Origin of the sequence: Desulfobulbus elongatus DSM 2908 (assembly GCF_000621145.1) — a bacterium.
GTDB classification, from domain to species: Bacteria; Desulfobacterota; Desulfobulbia; order Desulfobulbales; family Desulfobulbaceae; genus Desulfobulbus; species Desulfobulbus elongatus.
Genome location: NZ_JHZB01000021.1, coordinates 1 through 26,163 on the forward strand (window position 1 = coordinate 1; position 26,163 = coordinate 26,163).

A 26,163-nucleotide genomic window follows, 5' to 3' on the forward strand; every position below is an offset into this window, starting at 1 on the left:
AACCATAGCAGAACTGACGCCTTCAAATTTCTCACGCGGCAAGGCGTTCCAGATGATTCCTGTCCTCAGGACGTACACTATTGCGGAGAAAAAGAGTCGGTTCGAATACTTCGGCTTTCGGCCGCCGCCCGGCTTACGAGTATATTCTTTTCCGGCTTCTCGCAGATCTGTGGGGATCAACGGTTCAACGATCGCCCAGAATGCATCCGAAATTTCCCAGGTTTTGATGCGTGCCATTTCTCCCCCCGTTGCTTGGTTTCAACGGATATTAGCTGGAGGTGGGAAAATTGCGAGCAAATTATTTGTGGATAATCACTAAATAACTGGATTAGAGGCGCCCTTTTGAAAAAATTGCTTAACAGATTGGCCCACGTATTTTTTTCGAATTTCTTCTTCTGCAACGACACCATCAAATTCCCACCTTTTCCCCATGTCATTCTTTTCAAGAAAACTATTTATTATTCTTGAATAATATTTCAAAGTGCCAGCAGGATGCCATGAAATTATCTTGTAAACCTCCTTTACTTCCCCCTTGAAGACAGCAAAGGCAAAATCTGCTTTATTTCTACGGGAGCCAATTCTCCAGACACCTCTCGTTGCTTCATACATCTGCTCTTGCGTCATAGCCGGATCGAACAGCTTATTAATCCGAATTAGAACAATATTTTCTTTTATTTCAACGAGATTTTGCACTGAATACCTCCTACAACTCATTCTTCTTTTCAATCGCTTGTAACACCCATGAAGTTCTGTCTCCCTGCGGGAGGGGCGTTCTTTTCTTTGCTTGCCCAAAGAAAAGAACCAAAAGAAAAGGCAGCCGCGCCGCTGAGACAACCCCGTTCGTCGCGCCCCGAAACCGGCGGGGCAAAAACTCGCTGCGCTCAAACAGTTTGCCCCTTGTTTCCGGTTTCGGAGCACGCCGCCCGGCTCAGCGCCGATGGCTCCATTCGTCCCCGGATTCCTCTCTCCGCCCTTATTTTCTTCTCGCGAGATACGCCAACCACATAACCTTCCCAAGGGCCTGATCGAGTCCGGTACGAGCCGGGTATTCCGGAGGCAGCCCAGCAACCTGTTGTCCGATCTTCTGGCTGGGAGTATGGTAAAAGGCGAGCAAAAGCCGGTGCATGCAATTCGATAATAGCCGTGACCGCAACCAGCGTCAATGGCGACAACCGCTTGAGGCCAAACCGTTTTTCCCGTGCCGCCCGTCCGCAAGATCATTCACGTCGACATGGATGCCTTTTTCGCCTCGGTCGAGCAGCTCGACCGGCCGGAACTGCGGGGATTGCCGGTGATCGTCGGCGGCGAGCCCACGAGCCGGGGCGTGGTCGCGGCCTGTTCCTACGAGGCCCGCGCCTTTGGCGTCCATTCGGCCATGCCCAGCGGCCGGGCGCACCAGCTCTGCCCGCAGGCGGTGTTCCTCAGGCCGCGGCTGGCGCGCTACCAGGAGGTTTCCCGGAAAATCATGGCCCTGTTCCACCGCTACACGCCCCTGGTGGAACCGCTCTCCGTGGACGAGGCCTTCCTCGACGTCACCGACAATCTGCTGGCCGAGCCTTCGGCCACCCGGATCGCCGAACACATCCGCGCCGCCATCCACTCGGCCACCGGGCTCACCGCCTCGGCCGGCGTCTCCTACAACAAATTCCTGGCCAAAATCGCCTCCGGTCACCGCAAGCCCGACGGCCTCACCGTCATCCCCCCGGAGCGGGCCCAGTCCTTTCTGGCCGCCCTGCCCATCGGCGCGTTCTACGGCGTCGGCCGGGTAACCGAGCAAAAAATGCGGGAACACGGCATCCGCACCGGCGGCGACCTGCTCCGCTTCTCCCTGGAGGAACTGGTGGCGGCGTTCGGCAAGAACGGCCGGTTCTTCCACGACATGGCCCGAGGCATCGACCACCGGCCGGTGGAGCCGGTGCGGGTACGCAAATCCATCGGTTCGGAGACCACCCTGGCCACGGATATCCGCGAGCTGGCCGAAGTGAGCGCGGTCCTGCACGAGCAGGTCCGGGAGGTGGCCGACCTGCTGGCGCGCAAGAAAACCGGCGGCCGCACCCTGACGCTCAAAGTCCGCTACAGCGATTTCACCACCGTCACCCGCTCCTGCACCACCAACCAGGGCTTTTTCGACGCGGCCGACATCCTCGCCCACCTGCCGCGGCTGCTCGCCGCGACCGAGGCCGGACGGCGGCCCGTCCGCCTGGTCGGGGTCACGGTCGCCAATCTGTGCGACGAACGGGAGGCGCGGCTCCGGCGCATCCGGCAACTGCCCCTGCCCTTCCCGGATCGCGAAGCCGGTCCCCGGTCGGGATTCCCGGCAGGGGACGGCCCTGCTCTCCATCCCTGACCCAACCGCTCATCCGCAGGCCGACCCGGCCAAGGAGGAACAATGGAGCTTCCCGAGAGAGGAGAAGTCGTTTCGTTGACTCGCATCGAGGCCATTTGTACCCACTTCGGTCTCGATGCGCTGTGGGCGAAGATCGCCGCCGATCCACCCGGCCGGCCGTTCGCCTCCGACGGCTGCTCCCTGTGGTTCGACCAGTGGCGGGGATACGATCTCTATCCGTCCTGCTTCCGGCACGATCTCAAATACTGGGCCGGCTATCCGGGCGAGGAGGTCGAACGTCTGATCGCCGATGCCGAACTGATGATCGAGGTGGCACGCCTCCTGGGCTCGACCCGGATGGCCGAAACCATGTTTGCCGGGGTGCGTCTCGGCGGCGGCGAATGGACGCGCGCCTCCTTTGCCTGGGGTTTCGGCCGGGTGCAGCCCTGACCGCCCGCCGGCTCATTCCTGCTGCGAGGAGACCGTCGAGGTCCGGATCAGGGCGAGAAACTCGGTGAAGCCGCGGCACTGGAGGGTCTGCGCGATCATCGCCGGATCGCTGTAGAGCCGGGAGAGTTCGGCCACCATGTCGCCGCGCAGGGCGGGATCGTCGGCCGGCGACAGGATGAGGAACACCACGTGGACACGCTGCTCGTCGAGCGGGGAAAGCCTGATCCCGCCGGTGGAGATGCCGGTGACCACAGAGGGCCGGCTGATCTCCTCCAGGCCCGCGGCCAGCAGCAGCACGTCGTTGACGATGGCGGCACAGGCCACGTCCTCGGGGCCGCACCGCACCCGCCTGATGCGGTTCGGCTCCAGCCGCCCCCCCAGCACCCGACCCACTGGGGCCGCCATCTCCTCGATCACCGCCCTCATCGAGTCGGCCCGCAGTTCGGGCAGAAAAAGGCCCAGATGGAACGAATCCTCCAGCCGCGCCTTCCGGGACGGCCGCAGGATCGCCTGGATCATCGGCCCGCTCATCATCGAGGTCAGGATCGCGGTGATCACCAGGGCCACGAACAACTCCCGCGAAATGATGCCCTGTTCCAGGGCCAGCAGCCCCAGGATGATCTCCATCGCCCCGCGCGAATTCATGGCAAAGCCCACAGCCAGAGCTTCCCGGTTGCCCAGCCGCCCCCACTTGGCGCCCGCGGCGCCGCCGACCAGCTTGCAGCCGCAGGCGACCGCCAGCACGGCCAGGACCAGGGGACCGTCGAAGTGGGCGATGAAGTTCACCTTGAGGCCGATGCTGGCGAAAAAGACGGGCGAGAAGATGTTGACCACGAACTGGTCGATGATCGAGCGGCTGCGCTGACGCAAGTGGGGCGAATCGCCCACGGCCATGCCGATGAAGAAGGCGCCGAAAATGGCGTGGATGCCGATCCACTCGGTGAAGGAGGCCCCCAGCAGGGTGAGGATGACGACAAAGCCGATCTCGCCGCCGGGCCACCAGGTGTAGGCCTGAACATAGGGCAGCAGCCGGTGGATCAGCTTGCGGCCTGCCGTGAACACAAAGAGAACGAATCCCAGGGCCAGGGTCACGGTGCGGGTGAGGCCGTGGGCGAGATCGGCGGCATTGTCGATCATGCCCAGCACCACGGCGAAGATGATCCAGCCGACCAGATCGTTGAAAACGGCCGCGCTGATGACCACCACCGCGAAATCGCTGCGGTAGAGGTTGAGGTCGAGCAGCGTCTTGACGATCACCGGCAGGGCCGAGATCGACATGGCGATGGCCAGGAACAGGGCGAAAAGCAGCGGGTCGACGTGCGGCTGCGCCCCGAAGAACCGCGGCAGATGCCAGGCGCCGAGCAGGCCGGCGGCAAAGGGGATGGCGATGCCGGCTATCCCGACTTTGAGGCCGGTCCGGCCCTTGCGCCACACGTTGGAGAGATCGACCTCCAGCCCGGCCACCATGAGAAAGAGGGTCACGCCCACGCCGGCGATGGTGTCGAAGGCAACCGCACCCGGACCGGTTCCGGGAAAAAGGAAGGCGTTCGCTTCCGGGGCGATGGTCCCGAGCACGGTGGGGCCGAGCAGTACCCCGGCCAGCAGCTCGCCCACCACCGCGGGTTGTCGCAGGCGGTGCGCCAGCTCGCCCAGTATCCGGGCCGCTACCAGCAGGAGCGCCATGGAGAGCAACAGAACGGTGATGGTGTTGGAGTGCACGGGCGCCATCATGACGAAAGGGAAAGGGCAGGCGGCCATGGCCGCCGGTCTCACCCCCCCGAATGTAGGTGACAAGCCGGCGAATGTCAAAAAGATAGCGCCCCGTCCCCGCCGAAGGACGGCAAAAGGGGGCTGGAAGGACGCGGCGGACCGGCAGTCGGGCAACCGGAAAAATATCAGATTTCCACCTGGTTGCCCAGTTCCACCACCCGGTCGGGCGGCACCTTGAAAAACGAGGTGGCGTTCCAGGCGTTGCGCGACATGAAGATGAACAGGTGCTTGCGCCAGGCGGCCATGGGCGAGGTGCCGGTGGCCAAGAGGGTCTCCCGGCCGAGGAAGAAGGAGGTGGTGTAGATGTCGATCGCCAGCCCCTTTTTGCCCAGCAGTTCGAGGAGTTTCGGCATGTTGGGGCTTTCCATGAAGCCGTAGTGGGCCCGGACCCGGTAGATGCCCTGGCCCAGATCCTCCAACTGAATCCGCTCCTCGTCGGCAATGGTCGGCGTCTCCGCCGACAGCACGGAAAAGAGCAGGACCCGCTCGTGCAGGGCCTCGTTGTGCTTGAGGTGATGGAGCAGGGTATGGGGAATGCCCACGGGATTGATCGACATGAACACGGCGGTGCCGGCCGTCCGCTGCGGGCTGTACTTGGCCAGATCGTTGAGAAAGACGTCGGTCGGCAGCCGCATCAGATCGTAATGCTTGGCCAGAATGGCCCGGCCGTCGCGCCAGGTGATCATGGCCACCAGGATGACGGTGGCGATGCAGATGGTGATCCAGCCGCCGTCCTTGATCTTGAGGATGTTGGCCCCCAGGAAGGAACTGTCGAAAAAGAGGAAGAGGCACACCAGGGCCAAGCCCTGCCACAGCGGCCAGTTCCATTTGATCCGGGTGACCTGGAAATAGACGATCGAGGTGATGGTCATCGAGGCGGTCACCGCGAAGCCGTAGGCCGCGGCCAGGCGGGAGGATTCCCGGAAGGCCAGCACCAGGGTCAGGCAGGCGATCATCAGCATCCAGTTGACCGTGGGGATGTAGATCTGGCCCTTGGCCTTCTCCGAGGTGTGCACGATGCGCATGCGCGGCGTGAATCCCAATTGAATGGCCTGCTGGGTCATGGAATAGACGCCGGAGATCATGGCCTGGGACGCGATGATCGTCGCCAGCGTGGCCAGGGCTACCAGGGGATAGAGCAGGCCATTGGGCGCCAGGGCGAAGAAGGGGTTGGTGTCGATACCGGCCGGGTGCGTCAGCAGATAGGCCCCCTGGCCGAAATAGTTGAGCAACAGGCCGGGCAGGACCACCAGGTACCAGGTCAGGCGGATGGGCAGGCGGCCGAAGTGGCCCATGTCGGCGTACAGGGCCTCGCCGCCGGTGATGCACAGCACCACCGAGGCCAGGGATACCGCGCCGTGCAGGTGATTGTCGGCGAAATAGGTGATCACATGGGCTGGATTGATGGCGGCGAGCACCACCGGCTGTTTGACCACGGCCAGCAGCCCCAGTACGCCGAGGGTGCCGAACCAAAGGACCATCACCGGGCCGAAAACCCTGCCGATGACTTCTGTGCCGTGCCGCTGGAAGAAGAACAGCGCGCCCAGGATCAGGCAGGTCAGCGGCACCACGAAAGGGGCGGCCGCGTCGGTGGCCATGTTGAGGCCCTCGACGGCCGACAGCACCGAGATGGCCGGGGTGATCACGCCGTCGCCATAGAGGAGCGCCGCCCCCGAGGCGGTGAGGAGGGTCAGCACGGCCCAGCGCCTTTTCTCGTTCTTCAGCCGGCCGCGCAGCATGGCCAGCAGGGAGAACATGCCGCCCTCCCCTTTGTTGTCGGCCCGGAGGATAAAGAGGATGTATTTGATGCTGATCACGAAGATCAGCGACCAGAACACCATGGAGAGAATCCCCAGGATGTTGGCCGGGGTGGTCGGCACGCCGTGCGAACCGAAAAAGCACTCCTTGATGGTGTAGAGGGGGCTGGTGCCGATATCGCCGTAGATGATGCCCAGGGCGGCCAGGGCCAGATGGGCCAGCGGGGCTTTATGGTGATCGTCGACTCTGGAGGGAGGCGAAACGGGGATAGCGGGCGCGTCCACGGAGTTCTCCTGTTGATGGCCAAGGCAATGCAGCCTCTGGCAAAACAACCGGAGGCTCCCATGACGCAGACGAGGTGAGCTGACGGGCTCGGGCTGAGAGTGCCTTACGCGTGTGCGATCCGCCCCGTAAAATGTGGGTCCCCCGCTCCCGCCGATACGGGACTAAGCGTTGTCTGTCCGCCGCGCGCCGTCTCCACCGGTATCGTGAGGGTGGTGGACGCCGGTTACGCGGCAGGGCCGCATTCTCCCTCGTTTTCCCGCCTTTTGCAATCGAATTCTTGCCGGCATCCGGCCGGCATTCAGCGGCATCATGACGATTGTGATGTTTTTTCCCCATGGTTTGGGGTAGTACTCCGGCATGCACGCTTCCACCCCTTTCCCGGCAGACGATCTTTTCAACCCGGCGCGGCCCGACAGCCCGGTACGGGTGGTGGTGGCGGGCGGCGGCGCCGCCGGTCTGATGGCCGCCGGCCAGGCCGCTCTGGCCGGAGCCGAGGTGGTTCTTCTGGAAAAGATGGGCCGGCCAGGCCGCAAACTCTGCATCACCGGCAAGGGCCGCTGCAACCTGACCAATGTCGCGCCGCTGCCGGAATTTCTCGGCCACTTCGGCCCCACCGGCCCCTTCCTCCGCCAGGCGTTCCACCGCTTTTTCTCTGCGGAACTGCTGGAATTCTTTCAGGAACTGGGATTGGCGACGGTGACCGAACGGGGCGGCCGCGTCTTTCCGGCCTCCGGCAAGGCGCCGGAAGTGCTGTCGGTGTTCGAACGTTGGCTGGACCGATGCGGGGTTATCGTCCGCACGGGTATGGCGGTCGACCGGATGGCGATCGAGGGCGGCGCCATCACCGGCGTGGTCTGCGGTGGCCGGACCATTGCCTGCGACGCCCTCATCCTGGCCACCGGCGGCGCCTCCTATCCGCTGACCGGGTCCACCGGCGACGGCTACCGGCTGGCGGAAGAGGCGGGCCATCGCCTGGTTCCCGTGCGCCCGGCCCTGGTGCCGCTGCTGGCCGAAGGCAGCCCCGCGGGCAGGATGGCCGGCCTGCAACTGCGCAACATCCGGGTGCGGCTGTTCATCGACGGCAGAAAACGGGACGAGGCCTTCGGCGAACTGGCCTTCACCGAGGACGGCCTGAGCGGTCCGGTGATCCTCACCCTGAGCGGCCGCATCGTCGATGCCCTGGGCGAGGGCCGGGACATCCACCTGCTGCTCGACCTCAAGCCGGCCCTGGACGAGAAAAAACTCGACGCCCGCCTGGTGCGCGATTTCGAACAGCGGCGAAAGGAACCGCTGGAAAGCGTGCTGCGCGGCCTGCTCCCCAGGGAAATGGTGACCGTGGCCCTGGACGAAACCGGCCTGGACGCGGAAACGCTCGCCGGCGCCATCCGCAGCGAGGAGCGCAGGCGGCTGCGCCACTGGCTGAAAAATTTCCGCCTGCGCATCACCGGCCACCGCCCCCTGGCCGAGGCCATCGTTACCGCCGGCGGCGTCGACACCCGCGAAGTCGATCCCCGCACCATGGCCTCCCGGCTGGTGCGCGGCCTCTACTTTGCCGGCGAACTCCTCGACCTCCAGGCCGACACCGGCGGCTACAACCTTCAGGCCGCATTTTCCACCGGCTGGCTGGCCGGCCGCTCGGCGGCGGCAGGAAAAGTGGAACGACAAGAGACGTTTTGAATGAACGTTTTGATTTCCAGGAAGGTACGATCGGCCTGAGACAAGGCAGAAGCAACCTGTATACAAACCGGCAGCCCACCGAGACACTCCAGCCGAACATTTTGCCCCGCTTTGCTCAGGCTCGTCGGTTCCTTGCCGGTGACGTCAATAATGATAGCGCAGTTGGGCAGTCAACGCGGCATCATCGAGGATTTTATACACGATTCTATGCTCGTCGTTGATCCGGCGGGACCAGTAGCCGGATAACGCATGTTTCAGCGGCTCCGGTTTTCCGGTTCCGGAAAAAGGGGAACGAATAATTTCCTGGATGAGCGCATTGATTCTGCGAAGCATTTTTTTATCGGTTTTCTGCCAGTACAGGTAATCTTCCCAGGCTTGCTCAGCGAAAATGAGTTTCATGGCGCAAGCGTGCGCTCTTGTCCCCTGCCATTTTCCAGGCTTGCAATCGCGGCGAGAAGACGCTGTGCATTTTTCGGGCTCCGTAAAAGATACGCGGTTTCTTCAAGCGCCTTGTAATCTTCGAGCGAAATCATCACGACAGCCTGCCGGCCGCTTCGGGTAATGATTATAGGTTCATGATTATCGCACACCTGATCCATTGTATCGGCAAGCCTGGCTCGCGCGCTGGTATATGTGATCGCATTCATGCTCTATGCCTCCGCCTCCTGTTTATGTACAGATACACGTACAGCACGGGCTCGTTTCTGTCAACAATCGCCCAACCCGGCGCCACCGTTGGACGCGTGCCGTTGGCATCCGCCTTTCCCACAGGTTCGACGGCGGAAACGCTTCCCGTTCCGGAAGCATACCTGAACCGGACACGGATGCGGCAGCAGGTCGTTCACCTTCTCTCGTCACGCATCCGGGTGCGCACGCCATGCGCTCGGCACGCTCAGTGATGCACCGCCATGTTTCTCCCCTGCACCCGTGAAGAAATGACCGCCTTGGGCTGGGAGGCGCTCGACGTCATCCTGGTCACCGGCGATGCCTATATCGACTCACCCTTCATCGGGGTGGCGGTGATCGGCAAGCTCCTGGTCAAGCACGGCTTCCGGGTGGGAATCATCGCCCAGCCCGACTGCCGGTCGGCCGACGATATCGGCCGGCTCGGCGAGCCCCGGCTCTTCTGGGGGATCACTGGCGGCTCCATCGATTCCATGGTCGCCAACCGCACCGCCTCGGGCCGCAGACGCCACACCGACGACTACACTCCCGGCGGCCGCAACACCCGCCGTCCGGACCGGGCGGTGATCGCCTACGCCAACCTGATCCGCCAGCACTGCAAACACACCGCGCCCCTGGTGCTGGGCGGCATCGAGGCCAGCCTGCGGCGCCTCGCCCATTACGACGCCTGGGACAGGCGGGTGCGGCGCTCGATCCTCTTCGACGCCAAGGCCGACTACCTGCTCTACGGCATGGCCGAGCGGAGCGTGGTCGAGCTGGCCCAAGCCTTGGCCGCCGGACAGTCGCCGACCGCCATCCGCGGTCTCTGCCATATCGCCCAGGAACCGCCGGCCGAGGCCCTGCCCCTGCCCTCCTTTCAAACCGCGGCCACGGACAAGCAGGCCTTCACCGCCCTATTCCGCACCTTCTACAACCACAACGATCCGGTCACCGCCCAGTCCCTGGCCCAGCAACAGGACAGCCGCTACCTCGTCCACAATCCGCCGCAACCGGCGCTGACCACGGCGGAACTCGACGCGATCCACGAACTGGATTTCGAACTCGACCTCCATCCCGGCCACCGCAAGGACGGGCCGGTCCGGGCCCTGGACACCATCCGCTTCGCCCTGACCACCCACCGGGGCTGCTACGGCGAATGCAACTTCTGCGCGATCGCCGTGCATCAGGGCCGCACGGTCCAGCAGCGGAGCGTCGATTCCCTGGTCCGCGAAGCGACCCGTCTCGCCGCTCACCCGGCCTTCAAGGGCGTGATCGCCGACGTCGGCGGCCCGACCGCCAACATGTACGGCTTCGAGTGCGCCAAAAAGCTGGCCAAGGGCGCCTGCCGGGACAAGCGCTGCCTGTTTCCCACAGTCTGCCCGAGCCTCAGGCCGGACCACGGACCGCTCATCGACCTGCTCCGCCGGCTGCGCGCCATCGCAGGGATCAGAAAAATCGCCGTGGCCTCGGGGCTGCGCCACGACCTGATCCTGGCCGACCGCGCCAACGGCCTCGCCTATCTGCGCGAGATCGTCCGCCACCATGTCTCCGGGCAACTGAAGATCGCGCCGGAGCACAGCAACGCGGCGGTGCTGGCGGCCATGGGCAAACCGGGCCCCGAGGCGCTGCTCGACTTTCGCCGCCTGTTCAACCGACTGACCAGGGAGGAGGGGCTGGAGCAGTACCTCACCTACTACCTGATCGCCGCCCATCCCGGCTGCACCCAGGAAGCCATGGAGGAACTGCGGGCCTTCTGCCTGCGGGAGCTGCGCCTCCTGCCCCGCCAGGTGCAACTGTTCACCCCCACGCCCTGCACCTGGTCCACCCTCATGTACTGGACGGCCACCGATCCGTTCACCGGTGACCCCTGTTTCGTCGAAACGAGCGAGGCGGGCCGGGAGCGGCAGAAGGCGACCATCACCGGCGAGACGAAACCGCGGCCAGCCCGCCGGTCGGGCACGAAGCCGGCTTCTTCCCGGAAACGGTCCGTCTGACCGAATCGTTCTCTTTATCAAGGTGCAGCAGAACCCCATAAACTCACGGTTCGACCCGTCCCAGAACCTGCCACCATGTTTCCCGGCATTTCGCACAAACAAGGGCAGCCCCTGCAGGACTGCCCTTGTTCACTTCCACACTATCCCTGACGAGCTGCCAACTACGCCACCCCCCGCCCCGTATAGCTGTTCATGATCGCGATTGCCCGCTCCAGCCTCTCCGCCTGCTCCTTGTCATTGCGCCACAAAGCCCCCTCCAGACCCGAACGGGCTTTTTCCATGAAATTATAGCGGGTATCATCGGTCGCCATGTCAACAGCCTGACCGGTGGACTCCGAGATCCTCACCGTCATCGCCAGAAAAGGCGTGCTCTCCTCGAACGTCATTTTGCCGGTACGGAGCTGCTCATTCATCCAGTCGAACAATTCCTGGCGTGTCATGCCGGTGAAATCAACCCGCCCGCCATCCTGCGAAGTGACCGGATCGACGGGATCGGATTGCGCGGTCTTGGCACTGAGGATTGCGGCGAACGAACTTGAACCGGCATAAGCGGTCGAAGCTCCGGCCTTGGCGGATTGATGGGCGTATTGCGTGCGGGCTACCGATTCGATCGTCATTCGACCCTCCCATGGGCAAAAATATGAGATGCGCGGATAAGCGCTCCTGATGAATGGTATCGGTAGGGAGGCAACTCTTGTTAACTCAAAAAAAGAGAACTGATGGCAGCAGTGCACGTTGTCGAACCGGAAAGAACGGGGCAGGCAAAGTAGCTGTTTCCAAATTGTTTCCAAGGCCATACAACACAAAAAAAGAGGCAGCGAAAACAACGCTTTGAAAACTCGTTCATTTATCGTATATAAGCCGACACAATCGGCTGGCTGCCCCTCCCGGCAGGCGGCCCGCTCGTCGATCCTATCCGACCATCGCAAACGATGACCACATCACCCTCATCACCGCCGGCGCAGGCCGCCGCCAACGCCGACGACGCCGGCAACTGGTTCCCCGAGAACCTGGCGCGGATCGACGAACGGCTGGCCCTGATCGCCGCGCAGCCATCCACCGTCAGGCCGGTGGCGGTGTTCGATTTCGACAACACCTGCATTTTCCGCGACGTGGGCCAGGCGGTGTTCCGCCATCAACTGCGCCATCTCCATTACCGCCTGATCCCGGAGCAACTGGCCGCCATCCTGCCCCCACCCGAGGGCGAACTGGCCGGCCGGCCGCTGGCCGCCATCGTCGTCACCTTAATCGACACCTACCGGGCGCTGTTTCCGCTGCTGCTGACCGGCCGTACCGATCAGGCCCTGCGCCTGCCCGAGGCCCGGCTCTTCGCCGCCCTGCTGCTCTGGTTCACCGACCAGGCCCGCAGGGACGAGCGGCTGGGGCCGCGCTACGTGCTGCCGTTCATGGCCAAGCTGCTGGCCGGATTCACCACCGACGAATTGCGCTTTCTGGCTGTGGAAGTGGTGGATGCGGCAGGGCGGGAGCCGCTTATCGAGGAGACGCTGGCCGTGGAGGCGCCGGCACCGATCGGCCGCATCGAGGCGAGCCAGCCGCTGGGCATGCATCCCTATCCGGAGATGCTGGCCCTGATGCGCCGGCTGGCCGGACTGGGTATCGAGCGGTACGTCATTTCGGCGAGCGCCGAATGTCTGGTGGAGGGGGCGGCGAGGTGGTTCGGCTTTCCGGTGGACGCGGACCACATCTTCGGCATCCGGGTCCGCCTGGATGCGGGCGAGGTGCTCACCATCGGCGATCCCTATGCCTATCCGGTCACCTATCGCGAGGGCAAGGCCGACATCATCACCGGCCTGATCGGTGCCCGCCCGATGCTCGTGGCCGGAGACGCCGACACCGACTACGAGATGCTGACCCTGCCCGAGGTCGACATCCGCCTGCTGCTCAACCGCCGGCAGCGCGGCCTGATCGGCAGTCTGTACGAGGACCCGCGCATTCTGCTCCAGGGCCTCGATCTGACCGAGGGCCGGTTCCGGCCCGCACGGGAGTCGGTCAGAAGCGGGGAGGTCTGAATCCGGCTTGGCCTTTTCGTGGCCGCCGGCCGAACGCCGTCGCAGTCCTTATTTCTTCAAGGTCGCGGCGAAATCGAGCATCCGCTGAATCGGGATGCGGGCCCGGGCCGCCAACTCCGACGTCACTAAAATCTCGCCCTCGCCGGTTTCCAGCACCCGCGCCAGTTTCTCCAGGGTATTCATCTCCATCCAGGGGCAGCGGGCGCAGCTTTCGCAGGTGGCCCCCTCGCCAGCGGTCGGCGCGCCCAGGAGGATTTTGTCCGGCGCCAACTGCCGCATCTTGTTGAAAATGCCGGCGTCGGTGGCGACGATGAACTCCTTGTTGGGCAGGTTTTGCACCGCCTGAATCAGGGCGGTGGTGGAGCCGACCACGTCCGCCTGCGCCACCACCGCCTCCGGCGATTCCGGATGGACCAGCACCGCCGCCTGGGGATGGAGTGCGCGCAACTGCGCCAGGCCCTCGGCCCTGAAGCCCTCGTGCACCACGCAGGAACCGGGCCAGAGGAGCATCTCCACCCCGGTCAGCCGCTGCACGTAACGGCCGAGATGCTGATCCGGCCCCCAGAGGATTTTCTCCCCCTTTTCAGCCAGATGTTTGATCACAGGCAGGGCGATGCCCGAGGTCACCACCCAGTGGGACCGGGCCTTGACCTCGGCGCTGGTGTTGGCGTAGACCACGACGGTATGCTCGGGATGGCGGTCGCAGAAGTCGGTGAACAGGTCGATCGGGCAGCCCTCGTCGAGGGAGCAGGTGGCCTCGGGCGCGGGCATGAGCACCCGTTTTTCGTTGTTGAGGATCTTGGAGGTCTCGCCCATGAACCGCACCCCGGCCACCACCAGGGTCTGGGCCGGATGGGCGGCGGCAAACCGGGCCATCTCCAGGGAATCGGCGACGCAGCCGCCGGTGGCCTCGGCCAGGTCCTGCACGTCGCCGTCGGTGTAATAGTGGGCCACCAAGACCGCGTTCTGCTGGCGCAGCATGGTGGCGATCCGCTCTTGCAGCGCCTCTTTTGCCGCGGGGGACATTTCCAGTTTGGGCGGATGCGGGGGGACCGCGATCCGGGGAAGGCGGACATCGGCCAGGGTTTCTCGGGTTTCGTTCTTCATGGCACACTCTGCGGGGGCTCTTTCTATCGATAAACCGGGGCATTCCTGCCGCCGGACGAGATGCAAGGCTCCCTACTACCGCAAAAACACGGGCAACACAACCCTTTTCGCCAGCGATCCCGGCCGACGCCCGTTCTCCGCCGGACCGCGGACGAAGAGATGCACAAAGAGCAACTCCGTGGTTCCCTGTCGGCCTATCCTGCGGTATACTGTACGCATTCCGGCAACCCACTCCTCCATGATCGGCCGCCCATGCACGTCTACCCGTCCGAACTCGTCGCGCTCATCACCCAGCGGTGGCAGGCCGCGCCCGCGCCGACCGAGGGCGACGGCATTGCGGAGAGCGGCGTCCTGCCCGGCAAGCCCGCGCTGGAACGGTTGATCTCCACCTGCTACCAAGTGAGCATGATGCGCGAGGAAGACCGTCCGGTCACGCTGCGCCTCATCCTGGCGCCGTCCGCCCTCTTCCCGCCCGACCAGGGACCGCCCAAGGGGTTCCATCGCCTGGTCTTTTCCTCGCCGCGGCCCTTCAGCGAATACGAACTGCGCCGGCTCTCGCCGGCCGTGGATTTCGAACGTTCCCTGATCGCCGTGGAACCGCATCCGGACAAGGGGTTCCAGATCTGGGGCATCGTCAACTCCGGCATCCGCTGGCTCCAGGAGGAACGCGGCGGCAACAAGAAAACCAAGCAGTTGCCCGATGTTTTTGTCGTCCATGTCACCGGACCGGGCATGCTCACCATCTGCCGCGGGCTCAAGATCATCGCCACCCTCAACGGCGGCAGGGTGATCGATTCCAGCGCCAATGCCTTCCATTCCAAGTGGATGAACAAACTGTTCGCCGAGGAACGGAGCATCCTGCTGCAATTGCACGAACAATTCCGGGCCAGCGTGCTCTACCCGGTGGCCCGGATCCAGGACGAGTTCATCGAGAGCCTGCAGTTCCAGATCCTGAAACGGGTGCTGAGCGTCTGCCGGATGTCCCGCCACGGCGGCACCTTCATCATCTTCCCCGGCGACAGCCCGCCCGAGCTGGCCGCGGAAAACCCGTACATCCTGATCAAGTACCGTTTTCAGCAGGACGAGGCCATCCAGCGGCAGCAGAACCTCATGGTGCGGACCATCCGCCTGGCCACCACCGTCCTGGGCGACATCAAGGACCCGGACAAGATCATCACCTGGAAGGATTACGTGGATCTCCGCCACGAATCGTCGGTGTACGACCTCGAGGAGGCGCTCTACGAACACGCCCAGTTCGTCGCCAACCTGGCGGCGGTCGACGGCGCGGTGGTCACCAGCAGCCGGGGGCCGACCGGCTTCGGCGGCATGATCGTCGGCTCGCTCGACAAACTCACCGAAGTCGCCATTGCCAGCGACGCCGAAGGGAAAATGGTCAGCCTGGCCAAAATCGAGGGCTACGGTTCGCGGCACCGGTCCGTCTACCATCTGTGCAACGCCCTCCACCAGGTGATGGCCATCGTCGTCTCCCAGGACGGCAACATCCAGCTGGCCAAGTGGCGCAACGGCATCGTCACCTGCTGGGATCTGACCACCCAGATGTTCATCGGCGACACCTGAGCGACCGTCCGCCTCTCTCCCCTCTTCCGCCGGCCCCTCAGCCGGACACCGGCCGCAAGCGCCGCTTCGCCACCGGCCACAACGCCAGCGTGCAGCCCACCGCCGCCACGCCCATCCATCCCAGCGTCCTGATCTTGTCCTGCCAGTCGAGGGAGAACAGCCACATCGCCAGGGCGCCGACCATGAAATAGAAGAAGACCATCAGCGACGAGGCCGCGCCGGTGTCCCGGTCCACCTGTTCGAGGATCAGGTTGTTGCCCGCCGGCCGGCAGAAGGAAAAGGCGAAGGTGAGGACGAACATCGGCAGGGTCAGCCGCCATGGCAGCGGAATCCAGGGGCAGAGCAGCAGCAGCGAAGCCGCGAGCATGCCGGTGAAGGCCCAGGGCATCAGCCGGGTGACCGACGCATGCCGCGCCACCCGGGAAAAGGTCAGCGGCGCCAGGACAAAGGCCAGGGCGTTGAAGCCGAAGAAGTAGCTGAACTGGCGTTCGTCGAAGCCCAGCCGGGTGATGTAGAGGTCGGGCGAACCGCCGATGAAGGCGAAGACCGGCACGCAGGTGCAGGACACGGTCAGGAGCAGGAGCATGTAGCGGCCGTTGCGGAACAGGCGCAGGTAGCTGAGGGCCACCTGGGCGAGGCCGGGCGCGGTCTGCTGTTGCAGCGACTCGTCCATGCGCACCACGCCGACAAAGGCCACGGCGCCCAGGAAGGCCTGAAGCAGAAAAATCCAGCGCCACGAAAACAGCGTCAGGATCCAGCCGCCGAGAATCGGGGCGATCATCGGCGCGGCGGCGACGATCACCCCGATGTGGATGAAGATCCGCTGCCGCTGCTGGCCGGTGAACCGGTCCTTGCTGACGGCGAACACGATGGCCGAGGCCGCCGCCGCGCCCGCGCCCTGAAGAATCCGGCCGCAGATGAGCATGGCCGGACTGTGCGCGGCGGAGCAGACCAGGCAGGAAAGGATGAACAGCGCCACCCCGACGAGCAGGGGCGGCTTGCGGCCGTAGCGGTCGGAAAGCGGGCCGTAGAGCAGCAGAAAGCCGCAGTAGGTCATGAAAAAAGTGACCAGGGTCAGGTTGATCGTCACCAGCGGCGCCTGCCACTCGTGCTGCAACAGGGGCAGGGCCGGCAGATACATGTCGGTGGCCAGCGGCGGAAAGGCCGAGAGCAGGGCCAGCAGCAGGATGATCGGGGGAAAATGCTCCCTGAGCGTGCGGACAAGTCCCATTCGGCCTTTTCCTTTCTCTTGATGTGTTCGACCGACGGTCAACAGGGAGCGGGGGCGGTCAGGACTTCGTGCAGAGCCTGCTCCAGCTCGATCATGGTGTAGGGCTTGGCCAGCACGCCGGCAAATCCATGGGCCTGGTATGCCGCCATGACCGGGTCATGGGAATACCCGCTGGATACGAGCAGGCAGGCGTGGGCGTCCAGGGCGAGAATGTGGCGGGCGGCCTCCAGCCCCCCCATGCCGCAGGGGACCGTCAGATCCATGAGGACCGCCGCATAGGGCGCGTCCTCCGCCAGGGCCGCCGCATACAGGTGGACGGCCTCGCCGCCGTCGGCGCAGGTCCGCACCTCGTACCCCAGATGATCCAACATGGTCGCGGCCAGGTCGCGAATGATCGCCTCGTCGTCCATGACCAGAATGGCGCGCCGTTCCCTGGACCCGGCGGCCGGGCTTTCGGCGGGGCATTCGGGCGATGCGGCCGGCAGGGGCTTGTCGGTGGCCGGCAGCAGGATGGCGCAGACCGCGCCCCTGCCGGCGGTCGATTCGATGCCGATGTGGCCGCCGTGCCGGTTGACGATCGAGTAGGCCGCCGCCAGTCCCAGGCCGCTGCCGCTCTCCTTGGTGGTGAAGTAAGGGTCGAAAATGCGCTCCCGGATCGCCTCGGGAATGCCGACGCCCTCGTCGGCGATGACGATCCGCACGTAGTCGCCCGCGGGCAGGGCCAGGGTATTGGCGGCGGCCAGCCGCGCATTGTCCGCGCCGACCCGCAACGTCCCGCCCTCGGGCATCGCCTGGATCGCGTTGGCGATGACGTTGTTCAACACCTGGGCCATCTGGCCGGCATCGGCCTCGATCAACCGCACCGCCTCGTCCACCCGGATCTCGGCCCGGACCGCCGTTCCCCGCAGCATCATGGTCACGGCCTCGTTGACCAGGCGGCGGACGGTCATCACGCTTTTGACCGGCTCGCCGCCCTGGGCGAAGGTCAACAGTTGCCGGGTCAGCTCAGCCGCGCGCCGGGAGGCGTCCTCGGCGATCTCCAGGGGCGTGCGGGCCGCGTGCGCCGGTTCGAGCAGCAGGCGGGCATAGGAAAGGTTGCCCATGATCCCGGTGAGGATATTGTTGAAATCATGGGCTATGCCTCCGGCCAGCACCCCGATGGATTCTAGTTTCTGCATCTTGACCAGCTCGTTGTGCAACAGTTCCCGTTCGGTGATGTCGGTGAAAATGATCATGATCCGGTTGTTGATCAACTGGGTGTTGGCGATGACATGCCGGATCTGGCCGTTCTTGCAGGCCACCTTGACCTCGATGGGCCGGACGACCGTACCGCCGCTCCGCCTGAGACGTTCCATCTCGGTCCGCCAGAGAGAGGTCATCTCCTGCCGGTAGACGGGATCGGGATAGGCGAGCAGGAACCATTGGGCATCGGTGGGCATCTCGTCGAGGCTGTACCCGAATCGTTCGGAAAAGTTGATATTGATGTATTCGATGGTTTCGCCGTTGGTCAGGGCCACACCCACGGGCATGGCATCGAGGATGTCGAGGAGTTCCTGCCGGCTTTTCCGAAGGTGTTCCGTCGTTTCCCGGCAGGCGGCGATTTCCCGTTTCAACGCCCAGTAGAACAGGCAGGCGCTCACCATGACGAACAGCCAGTCCTTCAGGGTCTGCGCCGTGCCGTGGAGTACGGGCTCCTCGATCAGCGAGGCGACGATCCGGTCGGAGAAAAAGATCCAGGGGATGGCAAGGGCCAGGTAGAGGGCGGCGCTGTGCAGCGGCCTCCGGGAGAGGTCTCGTGGGGCGGTGATTTCCATCTCTGTTCGCGATGTTCGCTACCAAGCAGGGAGAAAGCCGAAGAACGAAGCAGCTCTCCCGCAGGATACGCCGCACCGGTTTTTCATTGTAGCAAGGAACAGGGTCGGAAACAATCGCTTCCTGCCCGGGCCGGGAAAGATTCTCAACATTCCCTGTCCCGGCGCATCGTCCCACCGGTCAGGAGGCGGCGGAATCGTCGGTCACATGGAGGGCATCGAGCCGCAGGCGGTGGCGCTTGTCGAACAGGTGCCGCTCCACCCCGACAATGGCGGCCGACGCCCCAAAACCGGTGCCGGCGCAGATGAGAAACATGATGAGGATCTGATAGTTGACCGCCTCCATGGGGCCGGACCCGCCCAGGATCTGGCCGGTCATCATGCCGGGCAGGCTGACCAGGCCGGTGGTGGCCATGGAGTTGAGGATGGGCATCATGGCCGCCCGGATCGACTGCCGACGGATCTCCCGCACCGCCTCCGGCGCGGTCTGGCCGAGAAGCAGCCGCTGCTCGATCACGGACCGCTGCTGCCAGACCGTCTCGGTCATCCGGTCCATGCCCAGAGCCACGCCGCTCATGGTGTTGCCGAGCAGCATGCCGAGCAGGGGAATCGCGTACTGAGGCTCGTACCACGGCCGGTTGCCGACGATCACCAGCAGGGCCAGCAGGGTGACGCTGAAGGAGGAGAGAAACATGGCGCCGGTGCCGATCAGCCAGCCGGAGGGGCCGCGGACCCGGCGATGCTGGCGAACGCCCGCCTCCCTGCCGGCCGCGGCCAGCATGACCAGGGAGATCGCGCCGACATAGGCGGGATGGGCGTGGGCAAAGAGCAGGCAGGACATGGCCGATGAGCAGCAACTGGACCGTGACTCGGATCGAGGCGATAAGCAGTTGCCGGCCGAGCCCCAGGCGCAGCCGCCAGGAGAGCCCGCCCAGCAGCAGCACCAGCGCGGCGGCAATGGCCAGATCGATCGGGGAAAGCGGTTTAACGCCCATGCGCGGCCCCTTCTGCCTCGGAAAGGCGACCGTTAGCCGCCATCAGCAGATGCCGCCGGCAGACCCGCACCAGTTGCGCCGGATCGTGGCTGACCCAGAGCAGGGGCGCCTGGCGGGTTCTGCCGTAGTTGAGCAGCAGTTCCTCGATGCGGGCGGTCGCCTCCTGGTCGAGGTTGGCGGTCGGCTCGTCGAGGAGCAGGCATTGGGGCTTGTTGTGCAGCAGGCGCACGATGGCCAGCCGCTGCCGCTCGCCGGTCGACAGCCGGCCGATTTCCCAGTCCCGCACCGAGCGATCGAAGCCGGCGGCCGCCAGCACGCGGTCGTCGACGGCGTCGAAATCGACGAAATGGTCGCCGACCAAGTCGAACCACCAGCCGCTGTCCGCCGGCAGCAGGCCGACGGTCCGCCGCCACAGGGGTGCGGGCACCGCGTCGGCGTCGATTTCGCCCAGCCGCAGGCTGCCGGTACGGGGATCGAGGTCGGCGATGGCCCGCAGCAGCAGGCTCTTGCCCGCCCCGGAGGCCCCGTGCAGGCCGACGCATTCGCCCCCTCCGACCCGAAAGGAGTAGGGACCGCGGTTGCGGAACCGGAGGTCGCGCACCTCAAGATCGGGCATGGACGGCCTCCCCGGTCATCAGGCTGGCCAGCCAGGAGGCGGCCTTGTCGGCTCCGTTGCAGATGGGGGCTGCGGACCGTCGGCCAATGGGGAACGGCGGCAGGGCCGCGAGCCAGCCGCCGGTGCGCCACGCATCCGGCTCGATCCGCCACGAGGGCAGATGGCGGGCGACAAAAGCGGCCAGGGTCGCCGATTCCCGGAAGTCGGGCCGGGGCACATAGGCAAACGGGGTGCCGGCCTGATAGGCCTCGGCCACGGTCGAATAGCCCAGCTTGCCCACCACCAGGTCGGCGGCGGCGACCAGGTCGGGATGATACCAGCCGCTGTCCCGGCCCACGAAGCGCAGGTTGGCGGTGAATTCGTTTTCCCGGCTCCGGCCGGGGAGGACGAACACCAGGTCCGGTCGTTGCAGCAGCAGCTCCAGCGGCATGGCCCCGCCGTCGCAGCCGCCCATGGTCAGCAGCACCAGATGCTGGCCGCGCTCCAGGAACAGCCGCTGCCGCAGCCGTTCCGGTTGCCGCAGCGGCCGGGCCACGGGATCGACCGTCAGCGCATCGGCCGCGGGCACGCAGACCGGCCGGGTCTGGATGCGGTAGTCGGCTTGGCCGAACAGCGCGGCGAAGTCCTCGATATGGGGCCGAAGCTGCGGCCAGCGTTCCGCATACCCCTCGTAAATCCAATCCCAGGTGAAATTCTCGACCAGCACCGAGGGGATGCCCAGTTGCCGGGCAGCAGCGATGCCCAGGGGCGCGATGTCGCAGAGCACCAGCCGGCAGCCGGCCAGGAGATCGGCAAGCCGGGCCGTCTGCGCATCCGCCCGGCGCCGGAAATCGTCCAGGGCCTGTACGGTCGCCGCCACGTCCTCGGCCAGGGCGCTCTGCTGGATCAGGCCGACGTCCACGGCCTGGGCATGGAATTCGATCGGCATAGCCAGGGACTCGGTAAACAGCCAGGAAGGTGCGGTGGTGACCAGGGTCAGAGCCGCATCCAGCCGCCGTTCCAGGGCCTGGAGGATCGCGGTCGTCCGGGTGGCGTGCCCGAAGCCATGGCCGCTGACGCAGCAGCCGATGCGGAGCGGTGCAATGTCCATCGTTCTTCTTCCCGGTCGGCGCCCTTTAGGCGTCCAGCGGCAGGATGACGCGGAAGGTGCTGCCCTCGCCCGGCCGGCTGTTCACCTCGATGGCGCCCTGGTGCTTGTCGACGATGTTCTTGGCGATGGCCAGGCCCAGGCCGGTCCCTCGGTTTTTATCGGTGTAGAAGGGGGTGAAGATCTGTTCGAGTTTCTCCTCGGGAATGCCCAGGCCGGTATCGGTCACTTCGAGCATCACCGCCTTGTCCGCCGGCAGGGCGGTGGTTCCCAGGAAGAGGTCGCCGCCTTCGGGCATGGCCTGGATGGCATTGAACACCATGTTGAGGAGCACCTGGTACATCTGTTCGGCATCGAAGAGGATATCGGGCAGATCCTCGGCCATGCGCGTGTGCACCCGCACGCCTTTCTGCTGGAATTCGGCTTCCATGAACGACAGCAGCCGCTCGACCACGGCGTTGAGGGACCCGGAGGATTTGTACAGGTCCCTGGGGCGGGCGAAATCGAGGAACTGCCGGACAATGCCGTCCAGCCGCGAGGTCTCCTGGACGATGATCTCAGCCAGTTTCTCGTTGCCCGGCGCCACCTTGCCGATCCGGTTGCCGAGGATCTCGGCGGTCGAACGGACGATGCCCAGCGGATTCTTGATCTCGTGGGAGACGGCGGCCACCATCTTGCCCAGAGTGGCGAGGCGCTGGGCCTCCCCCAACTGCTCTTCCAGGCGCAGCCGTTCCTCGGCCCGCTCGGCCATGATCCGGTTGGCCCGCACCACGATCAGGCTGAGGATGGTGAACAGCACGGACATGATCAGCAGCGACAGCACGATCACCCGGCCCTGGAGCATGATGATGGCTTCCAGGTCCTCGGACAGGTCCTGGACGACCTCGATCACCCCCATGATCTCGCCGGTGCGTTCGCCCAGCTTGTTTTCCTGGCGGAAGGGCACATAGGTCTTCAGGGTGCAGAACACCTCGGAGGTGCCGGGCAGCAGGCTCAGCAGGCTGCCGCCGGTGATCAGCACCGAATTGCTTTCGCCCTTGGCCGCCTTCTGGTACTCCAGCCCCCCCATGTCGCTCTTGCCCATCAGCTCGGTGATGGTGGAATAGGCGATCTTGTTCTGCAGGGGCTCGTAAATGGTGACCGATTCGATCCGCATGCCGCGGGTGATGTTGGTGACGATCTGGTCCAGCCGCTCGAACTGTACCTGCTCGGAGAGGGCGATCTTGCCGTAGCGCACCACGGTGGGCAGCACGAACTGCAGGAACACCTGACGGTTGACATGGTCGGCGAACAGCCGGGAATAGGCCTCGCTGCGCTGGAGCAACACGCTCTTGGCGTTGGCGGCGATCATCCAGGACAACAGGAAGGAGGCGATCAGGATGAGCACCAGCGAGGCGAAGGCGAAGTACTTGACCAACTCGAACGGCAGCAGCGTGCTGCCGCGGTCGCGGGAGCGGATCCGGCGCCACCTCCGGAGCACGGCCGGGGACAGCAGTCGCAGGCGCAGCCCTTTCAGCCAGGGCAGGCGGAAGAGCCGCCGCCAGTGCGACAGATCCGGCAATGGGGGCAACTTGGGCAAGGCTGGCCATTTCGGCAGTTTCGGCAGCCGGAACCGCTTGCCCTTGGGGGCCTGGACGCGCCTACGGACGTGCATGGCACACTCCGCAGCGGCGGCAGATCGCCGGTTCGCACGGGCCGGTCGTTCGTCCGCGCAGGGCCCGTTGATATTCCTCCCAAAGATAGCCGGGCCGGATGCCCTGATCGACCACCTCCCAGCACAGCAACTCGTCCCGGCCGCGGGGCCGGACCGCGAACTGCCGGGGATCGAGGCGGGCCTGTTTGCAGGCCTGCTTGAAACTCCGGCCGGAGCCGACGGCGAGCAGAACCGGGCCGATCCGCCGGTCGGCACGGGCGTAGACCGCCTGCTGCAGAGCCTGCTCGGGATGGTCGACTTTGAGGCGAAGATTGGCTTTGGTGCTCAGCATCCGGCGAAGATACCTGATTTTTTCCTGCAACGCCAGCAGGGCCTGCGCGGTGTCGGCCGTACCCGCCTCGACCGCCGCCAGACCGCCGAAGGAACAGTACTGAAACGGCGTCCACGGTTTGGGCACGAAACAGTTGATCGACAGGGTCAGGGTCGACACCCGGCCCCGGCCCCGGCCGATCGGCAGGATGCGGGCCTGGAGCCGCTCGACCAGCCGGATCAGTTCGTCCAGGTCGGCGCGGGTCTCGGTGGGCAGACCGATCATCACGTAGAGCTTGAGGTGAAAGATGCCGGCACCCACGAGGCGCTCGGCCGCGGCCAGAAGATCGTCCTCGTCCAGGCCCTTGTTGATGAGAAGACGGAGCCGCTCCGAGGCCCCGTCCGCAGCGATGGCCACGCTCTTCAGATTCGAGGCGGCGAGCAGGTCCAGGGTCTGGTCGGAGATGCGGTCCGCCCGCAGCGACGAGAAGGACAGGGAACAGCCGTGCTCCTGCAGATACGCCGCGATTCGGTCGACGGTCTCGCCGCTGGCCATCTCCATGCCCAACAGGCCGATGCGGTCGACGGCCGGCGGTCGTTCCGCCAGCCCGCCGAGGATGGCATCGGCCGTCCAGAGCCGGGGCGGCCGGTAGATGAAGCCGGCGGCGCAGAACCGGCAGCCCCGGCTGCAACCGCGGCCCAGTTCGACCATGTACATGCCCAGCTCGGCCTCGGGCGACAGCAGGGTGGAATGGCCGGCCCGTTCCATCTCCGGGGCAACGACCTTGGCCACCCGCGCCGGCAGTTCCGCCGGCGCCTCGATCGCCGCGACCGTGCCGTCGTCCTTCCACGTGAATCGATAGAAGGCCGGAACATAGCAACCGGGCAGGCTGGCGCCGATCCGCAGCAGCAGGCGGTCGCGGGGCGTGCCGGCATAGTCGCCCAGGGCCTGCATGAGCGGCGCCAGGATTGGCTCGGCCTCGCCGATCACCATCAGATCGGCGAAGGACGCCAGGGGCTCGGGATTGAGAAAGACGCCGACCCCGCCCAGCACCACCAGGGGATTGCCGGGCCCCACGGTCCTGGCTCGGTCGGCCGCATAGGGCGGCAGTCCGCCCGCGGCCAGCATCGCGGCCAGGCGGGGATAGTCGTGCTCGAAGCTGATCGAGGCGAAAACCAGGGGAAAATCGTGCAGCGGCCGGGAGGATTCCAGCGAGCGCAGGGGCTGGCCGGCGTCGGGATAGACGAACCGCTCGCACACCACGTTCTCGTCGCGGTTGAGCAGGCTGTACACCAGTTGCAAGCCGAGGTTGGAAACCGCCACCGGATAGGTGTTCGGATAGAGCAGCGCCACCGGGATCCGGTCCTTCCATTTCTTGCGGACCGTGCCGGTTTCGGCGGCGAGGTGGGACGGCGAGGTGGCGGTCATGGGTCGGTGCAACGGAGGTAAGAAGACATGCCCATCACCCGGTCATGGCCGGCCAAAGACAAAACGGGGGGAACATCCCCAGGACATTCCCCCGTCGCGAACCATGGCGGCGCCGGCGGCCGTTCACCGGCCCGCCTCCGGTCTCTTCAGTTGGCTTTCTTGCGGAGATAGGCCGGCTCGTCGTACTCGTTGTTGATATCGTGATCGTCGAAAATCGGTTTGGGCATGCGCGGCAGGCCCTTGGGCAGCAGATTGGGCTTGGCGATGCTGACCGGGCTGGTCTCCGAAACAGCGGGGTCCTCGTCGAAGACCCGCGGCAGGCGCGACCGGCTGGACGCCGCCGGCACCGACTGCGTCTGGTGGGGCCGTTTGACCTCGATCTGCGACATCTCGGGTTCCTCGATGCTGGAGATGCCGGTGGCGATCACCGTGACCCGCAGCTCGTCGCCCAGCGACTCGTCGAACAGGGCGCCGATGATGATGTTGGCGTCGTCGTGGGCCTTTTCCTGGATCAGGGCCGAGGCCTCCATGAACTCGTTCATGGTCAGGGTCTCCTTGGCCGCCGAGATGTTGATCAGGATGCCGCGGGCGCCGTCGATGCCCACGTCTTCGAGCAGCTGGTTGTCGATAGCGCGCTTGGCCGCCTCGGTGGCTCGGTTGTCGCCCACCGCCGAACCGGTGCCCATGATCGCCGGCCCGACCTCCTTCATGACCGTCTTGAGGTCGGCGAAGTCGACGTTGATGTGCCCCGGCAGGTTGATCAGGTCGGTGATGCCCTTGACCGCCTGCAAGAGAACCTGGTCCACCATCTGCATCATATCCACCAGGGTGGAGTTCTTGTTCATCAGGCTCAACAGCCGGTCGTTGGGCACGGTGATGATGGTGTCGGAGAACTCCTTCAGCTTCTCCCAGCCGGACTCGGCGTTACGCATCCGCTTTTTCGCCTCGAAATAAAACGGCTTGGTGACGACGGAAACCGTGAGCGCCCCGGCCTCCTTGCTCAGTTTGGCGATCACCGGCGCCGCACCGGTGCCGGTGCCGCCGCCCAGACCGGCGGTGATGAAGACCATGTCCGCCCCCTTGAGCACGGCCTGGAGGTCGTCGTAACTCTCCTGGGCGGCCTCGCGGCCCATCTCCGGGTCGGCGCCCGCCCCCATGCCCTTGGTGATCCCCGGCCCCAACTGCAGCCGGATGTCGGCGCGGGACTTCTCAAGGGCCTGCATATCCGTATTGGCCGCGATGAACTGCACGCCCGCCAACCGGCTCTCGACCATGGTGTTGATGGCGTTGCCGCCACCACCACCGACCCCGATCACCTTGATTACCGCTACAGTTTCCTCTTCGGCCATCCTGAAAGCCATGATTCTCTCCCAAGAAAAATTTCCGATAAAAT

Annotated in this window: 21 protein-coding genes, 1 pseudogene and 1 riboswitch; of the genes and pseudogenes, 6 read left to right on the forward strand and 16 right to left on the reverse strand. The window is 65.0% G+C overall.

Going from position 1 to position 26,163, the window contains the following annotated elements; translation table 11 throughout:
* The coding region (locus Q362_RS0111295) for a transposase (protein WP_028317300.1) at window positions 1-237 on the reverse strand (237 nt) is incomplete at its 3' end.
* Window positions 238-315: 78 nt separating this feature from the next.
* The gene (locus Q362_RS22845; RefSeq protein ID WP_211248485.1) at window positions 316-693 is read right to left on the reverse strand and encodes a hypothetical protein; all 378 of its coding nucleotides are present in this window, start codon (window positions 691-693) and stop codon (window positions 316-318) included.
* A 505-nt stretch (window positions 694-1,198) separates the two neighbouring features.
* Here Q362_RS22845 and dinB point away from each other — a divergent pair.
* Together dinB and Q362_RS20305 are read left to right on the forward strand one after the other, a co-directional pair.
* Window positions 1,199-2,347, forward strand: a complete 1,149-nt coding sequence (gene dinB, locus Q362_RS20300; RefSeq protein WP_084312613.1) for a DNA polymerase IV — start codon at window positions 1,199-1,201, stop codon at window positions 2,345-2,347.
* Between the two features lie 42 nt (window positions 2,348-2,389).
* Window positions 2,390-2,776, forward strand: a complete 387-nt coding sequence (locus Q362_RS20305) for a phospholipase A2 family protein (RefSeq protein ID WP_051554171.1) — start codon at window positions 2,390-2,392, stop codon at window positions 2,774-2,776.
* A 12-nt stretch (window positions 2,777-2,788) separates the two neighbouring features.
* Here the strand turns inward: Q362_RS20305 and Q362_RS20310 are convergent, their stop codons facing one another.
* Entirely contained in the window at window positions 2,789-4,534 is a 1,746-nt protein-coding gene (locus tag Q362_RS20310; RefSeq protein ID WP_051554173.1) for a cation:proton antiporter domain-containing protein, read from the reverse strand.
* A gap of 137 nt (window positions 4,535-4,671) precedes the next feature.
* On the reverse strand, window positions 4,672-6,588 hold the full coding sequence (locus Q362_RS0111315; protein WP_028318784.1) for a potassium transporter Kup: 1,917 nt from the start codon (window positions 6,586-6,588) through the stop codon (window positions 4,672-4,674).
* A gap of 50 nt (window positions 6,589-6,638) precedes the next feature.
* Window positions 6,639-6,767, reverse strand: a riboswitch (cyclic di-AMP (ydaO/yuaA leader).
* Between the two features lie 179 nt (window positions 6,768-6,946).
* Here Q362_RS0111315 and Q362_RS0111320 point away from each other — a divergent pair.
* On the forward strand, window positions 6,947-8,266 hold the full coding sequence (locus Q362_RS0111320) for a BaiN/RdsA family NAD(P)/FAD-dependent oxidoreductase (RefSeq protein WP_084312615.1): 1,320 nt from the start codon (window positions 6,947-6,949) through the stop codon (window positions 8,264-8,266).
* A 144-nt stretch (window positions 8,267-8,410) separates the two neighbouring features.
* On the opposite strand, the gene Q362_RS0111325 is transcribed toward Q362_RS0111320, so the two are convergent.
* Entirely contained in the window at window positions 8,411-8,665 is a 255-nt protein-coding gene (locus Q362_RS0111325) for a Txe/YoeB family addiction module toxin (protein WP_028318786.1), read from the reverse strand.
* A complete protein-coding gene (locus Q362_RS0111330; RefSeq protein WP_028318787.1) occupies window positions 8,662-8,913 on the reverse strand; it encodes a type II toxin-antitoxin system Phd/YefM family antitoxin in 252 nt (83 codons plus the stop codon). Before Q362_RS0111330 ends, Q362_RS0111325 begins: the two co-directional genes overlap by 4 nt.
* A 261-nt stretch (window positions 8,914-9,174) precedes the next feature.
* Here Q362_RS0111330 and Q362_RS0111335 point away from each other — a divergent pair, with 261 nt between their 5' ends.
* Entirely contained in the window at window positions 9,175-10,923 is a 1,749-nt protein-coding gene (locus Q362_RS0111335; protein WP_028318788.1) for a YgiQ family radical SAM protein, read from the forward strand.
* 161 nt (window positions 10,924-11,084) lie between these two features.
* Here the strand turns inward: Q362_RS0111335 and Q362_RS20315 are convergent, their stop codons facing one another.
* Complete coding sequence (locus tag Q362_RS20315; protein ID WP_035216483.1) at window positions 11,085-11,540, reverse strand: hypothetical protein; 456 nt, start codon at window positions 11,538-11,540, stop codon at window positions 11,085-11,087.
* Window positions 11,541-11,855: 315 nt separating this feature from the next.
* Here Q362_RS20315 and Q362_RS0111345 point away from each other — a divergent pair, with 315 nt between their 5' ends.
* Entirely contained in the window at window positions 11,856-12,953 is a 1,098-nt protein-coding gene (locus Q362_RS0111345) for a haloacid dehalogenase-like hydrolase (protein ID WP_028318789.1), read from the forward strand.
* A gap of 48 nt (window positions 12,954-13,001) precedes the next feature.
* On the opposite strand, the gene nadA is transcribed toward Q362_RS0111345, so the two are convergent.
* Entirely contained in the window at window positions 13,002-14,060 is a 1,059-nt protein-coding gene (gene nadA / locus Q362_RS0111350; protein WP_028318790.1) for a quinolinate synthase NadA, read from the reverse strand.
* A gap of 252 nt (window positions 14,061-14,312) precedes the next feature.
* Here nadA and Q362_RS20320 point away from each other — a divergent pair, with 252 nt between their 5' ends.
* Window positions 14,313-15,638: a putative sensor domain DACNV-containing protein gene (locus Q362_RS20320; RefSeq protein WP_051554175.1), complete on the forward strand. Its 1,326-nt coding sequence runs from the start codon at window positions 14,313-14,315 to the stop codon at window positions 15,636-15,638.
* Window positions 15,639-15,675: 37 nt separating this feature from the next.
* Here the strand turns inward: Q362_RS20320 and Q362_RS0111360 are convergent, their stop codons facing one another.
* From Q362_RS0111360 to ftsZ, 8 genes and pseudogenes are all read right to left on the reverse strand, one after another.
* A complete protein-coding gene (locus tag Q362_RS0111360; RefSeq protein ID WP_051554177.1) occupies window positions 15,676-16,869 on the reverse strand; it encodes a multidrug effflux MFS transporter in 1,194 nt (397 codons plus the stop codon).
* Between the two features lie 38 nt (window positions 16,870-16,907).
* Entirely contained in the window at window positions 16,908-18,683 is a 1,776-nt protein-coding gene (locus tag Q362_RS20325; RefSeq protein WP_051554178.1) for a hybrid sensor histidine kinase/response regulator, read from the reverse strand.
* A gap of 178 nt (window positions 18,684-18,861) precedes the next feature.
* A pseudogene (locus Q362_RS20330) lies at window positions 18,862-19,675 on the reverse strand (ABC transporter permease).
* Window positions 19,665-20,291: an ABC transporter ATP-binding protein gene (locus Q362_RS0111375; protein WP_028318792.1), complete on the reverse strand. Its 627-nt coding sequence runs from the start codon at window positions 20,289-20,291 to the stop codon at window positions 19,665-19,667. The pseudogene Q362_RS20330 and the gene Q362_RS0111375 overlap by 11 nt, the downstream one beginning before the upstream one ends.
* A complete protein-coding gene (locus tag Q362_RS0111380) occupies window positions 20,278-21,381 on the reverse strand; it encodes a glycosyltransferase family protein (RefSeq protein WP_028318793.1) in 1,104 nt (367 codons plus the stop codon). Before Q362_RS0111380 ends, Q362_RS0111375 begins: the two co-directional genes overlap by 14 nt.
* Before the next feature lie 25 nt (window positions 21,382-21,406).
* Window positions 21,407-23,032 carry a sensor histidine kinase gene (locus Q362_RS0111385; RefSeq protein ID WP_084312617.1) on the reverse strand — a complete coding sequence of 542 codons (1,626 nt, stop codon included), beginning with the start codon at window positions 23,030-23,032 and terminating at the stop codon, window positions 21,407-21,409.
* A complete protein-coding gene (locus Q362_RS0111390; RefSeq protein WP_028318795.1) occupies window positions 23,019-24,770 on the reverse strand; it encodes a radical SAM protein in 1,752 nt (583 codons plus the stop codon). The genes Q362_RS0111385 and Q362_RS0111390 overlap by 14 nt, the downstream gene beginning before the upstream one ends.
* 146 nt (window positions 24,771-24,916) lie before the next feature.
* Window positions 24,917-26,131 (reverse strand): cell division protein FtsZ, encoded by a 1,215-nt coding sequence (ftsZ, locus tag Q362_RS0111395; protein ID WP_028318796.1) that lies wholly within the window; start codon window positions 26,129-26,131, stop codon window positions 24,917-24,919.
* Window positions 26,132-26,163: the final 32 nt, after the last annotated feature.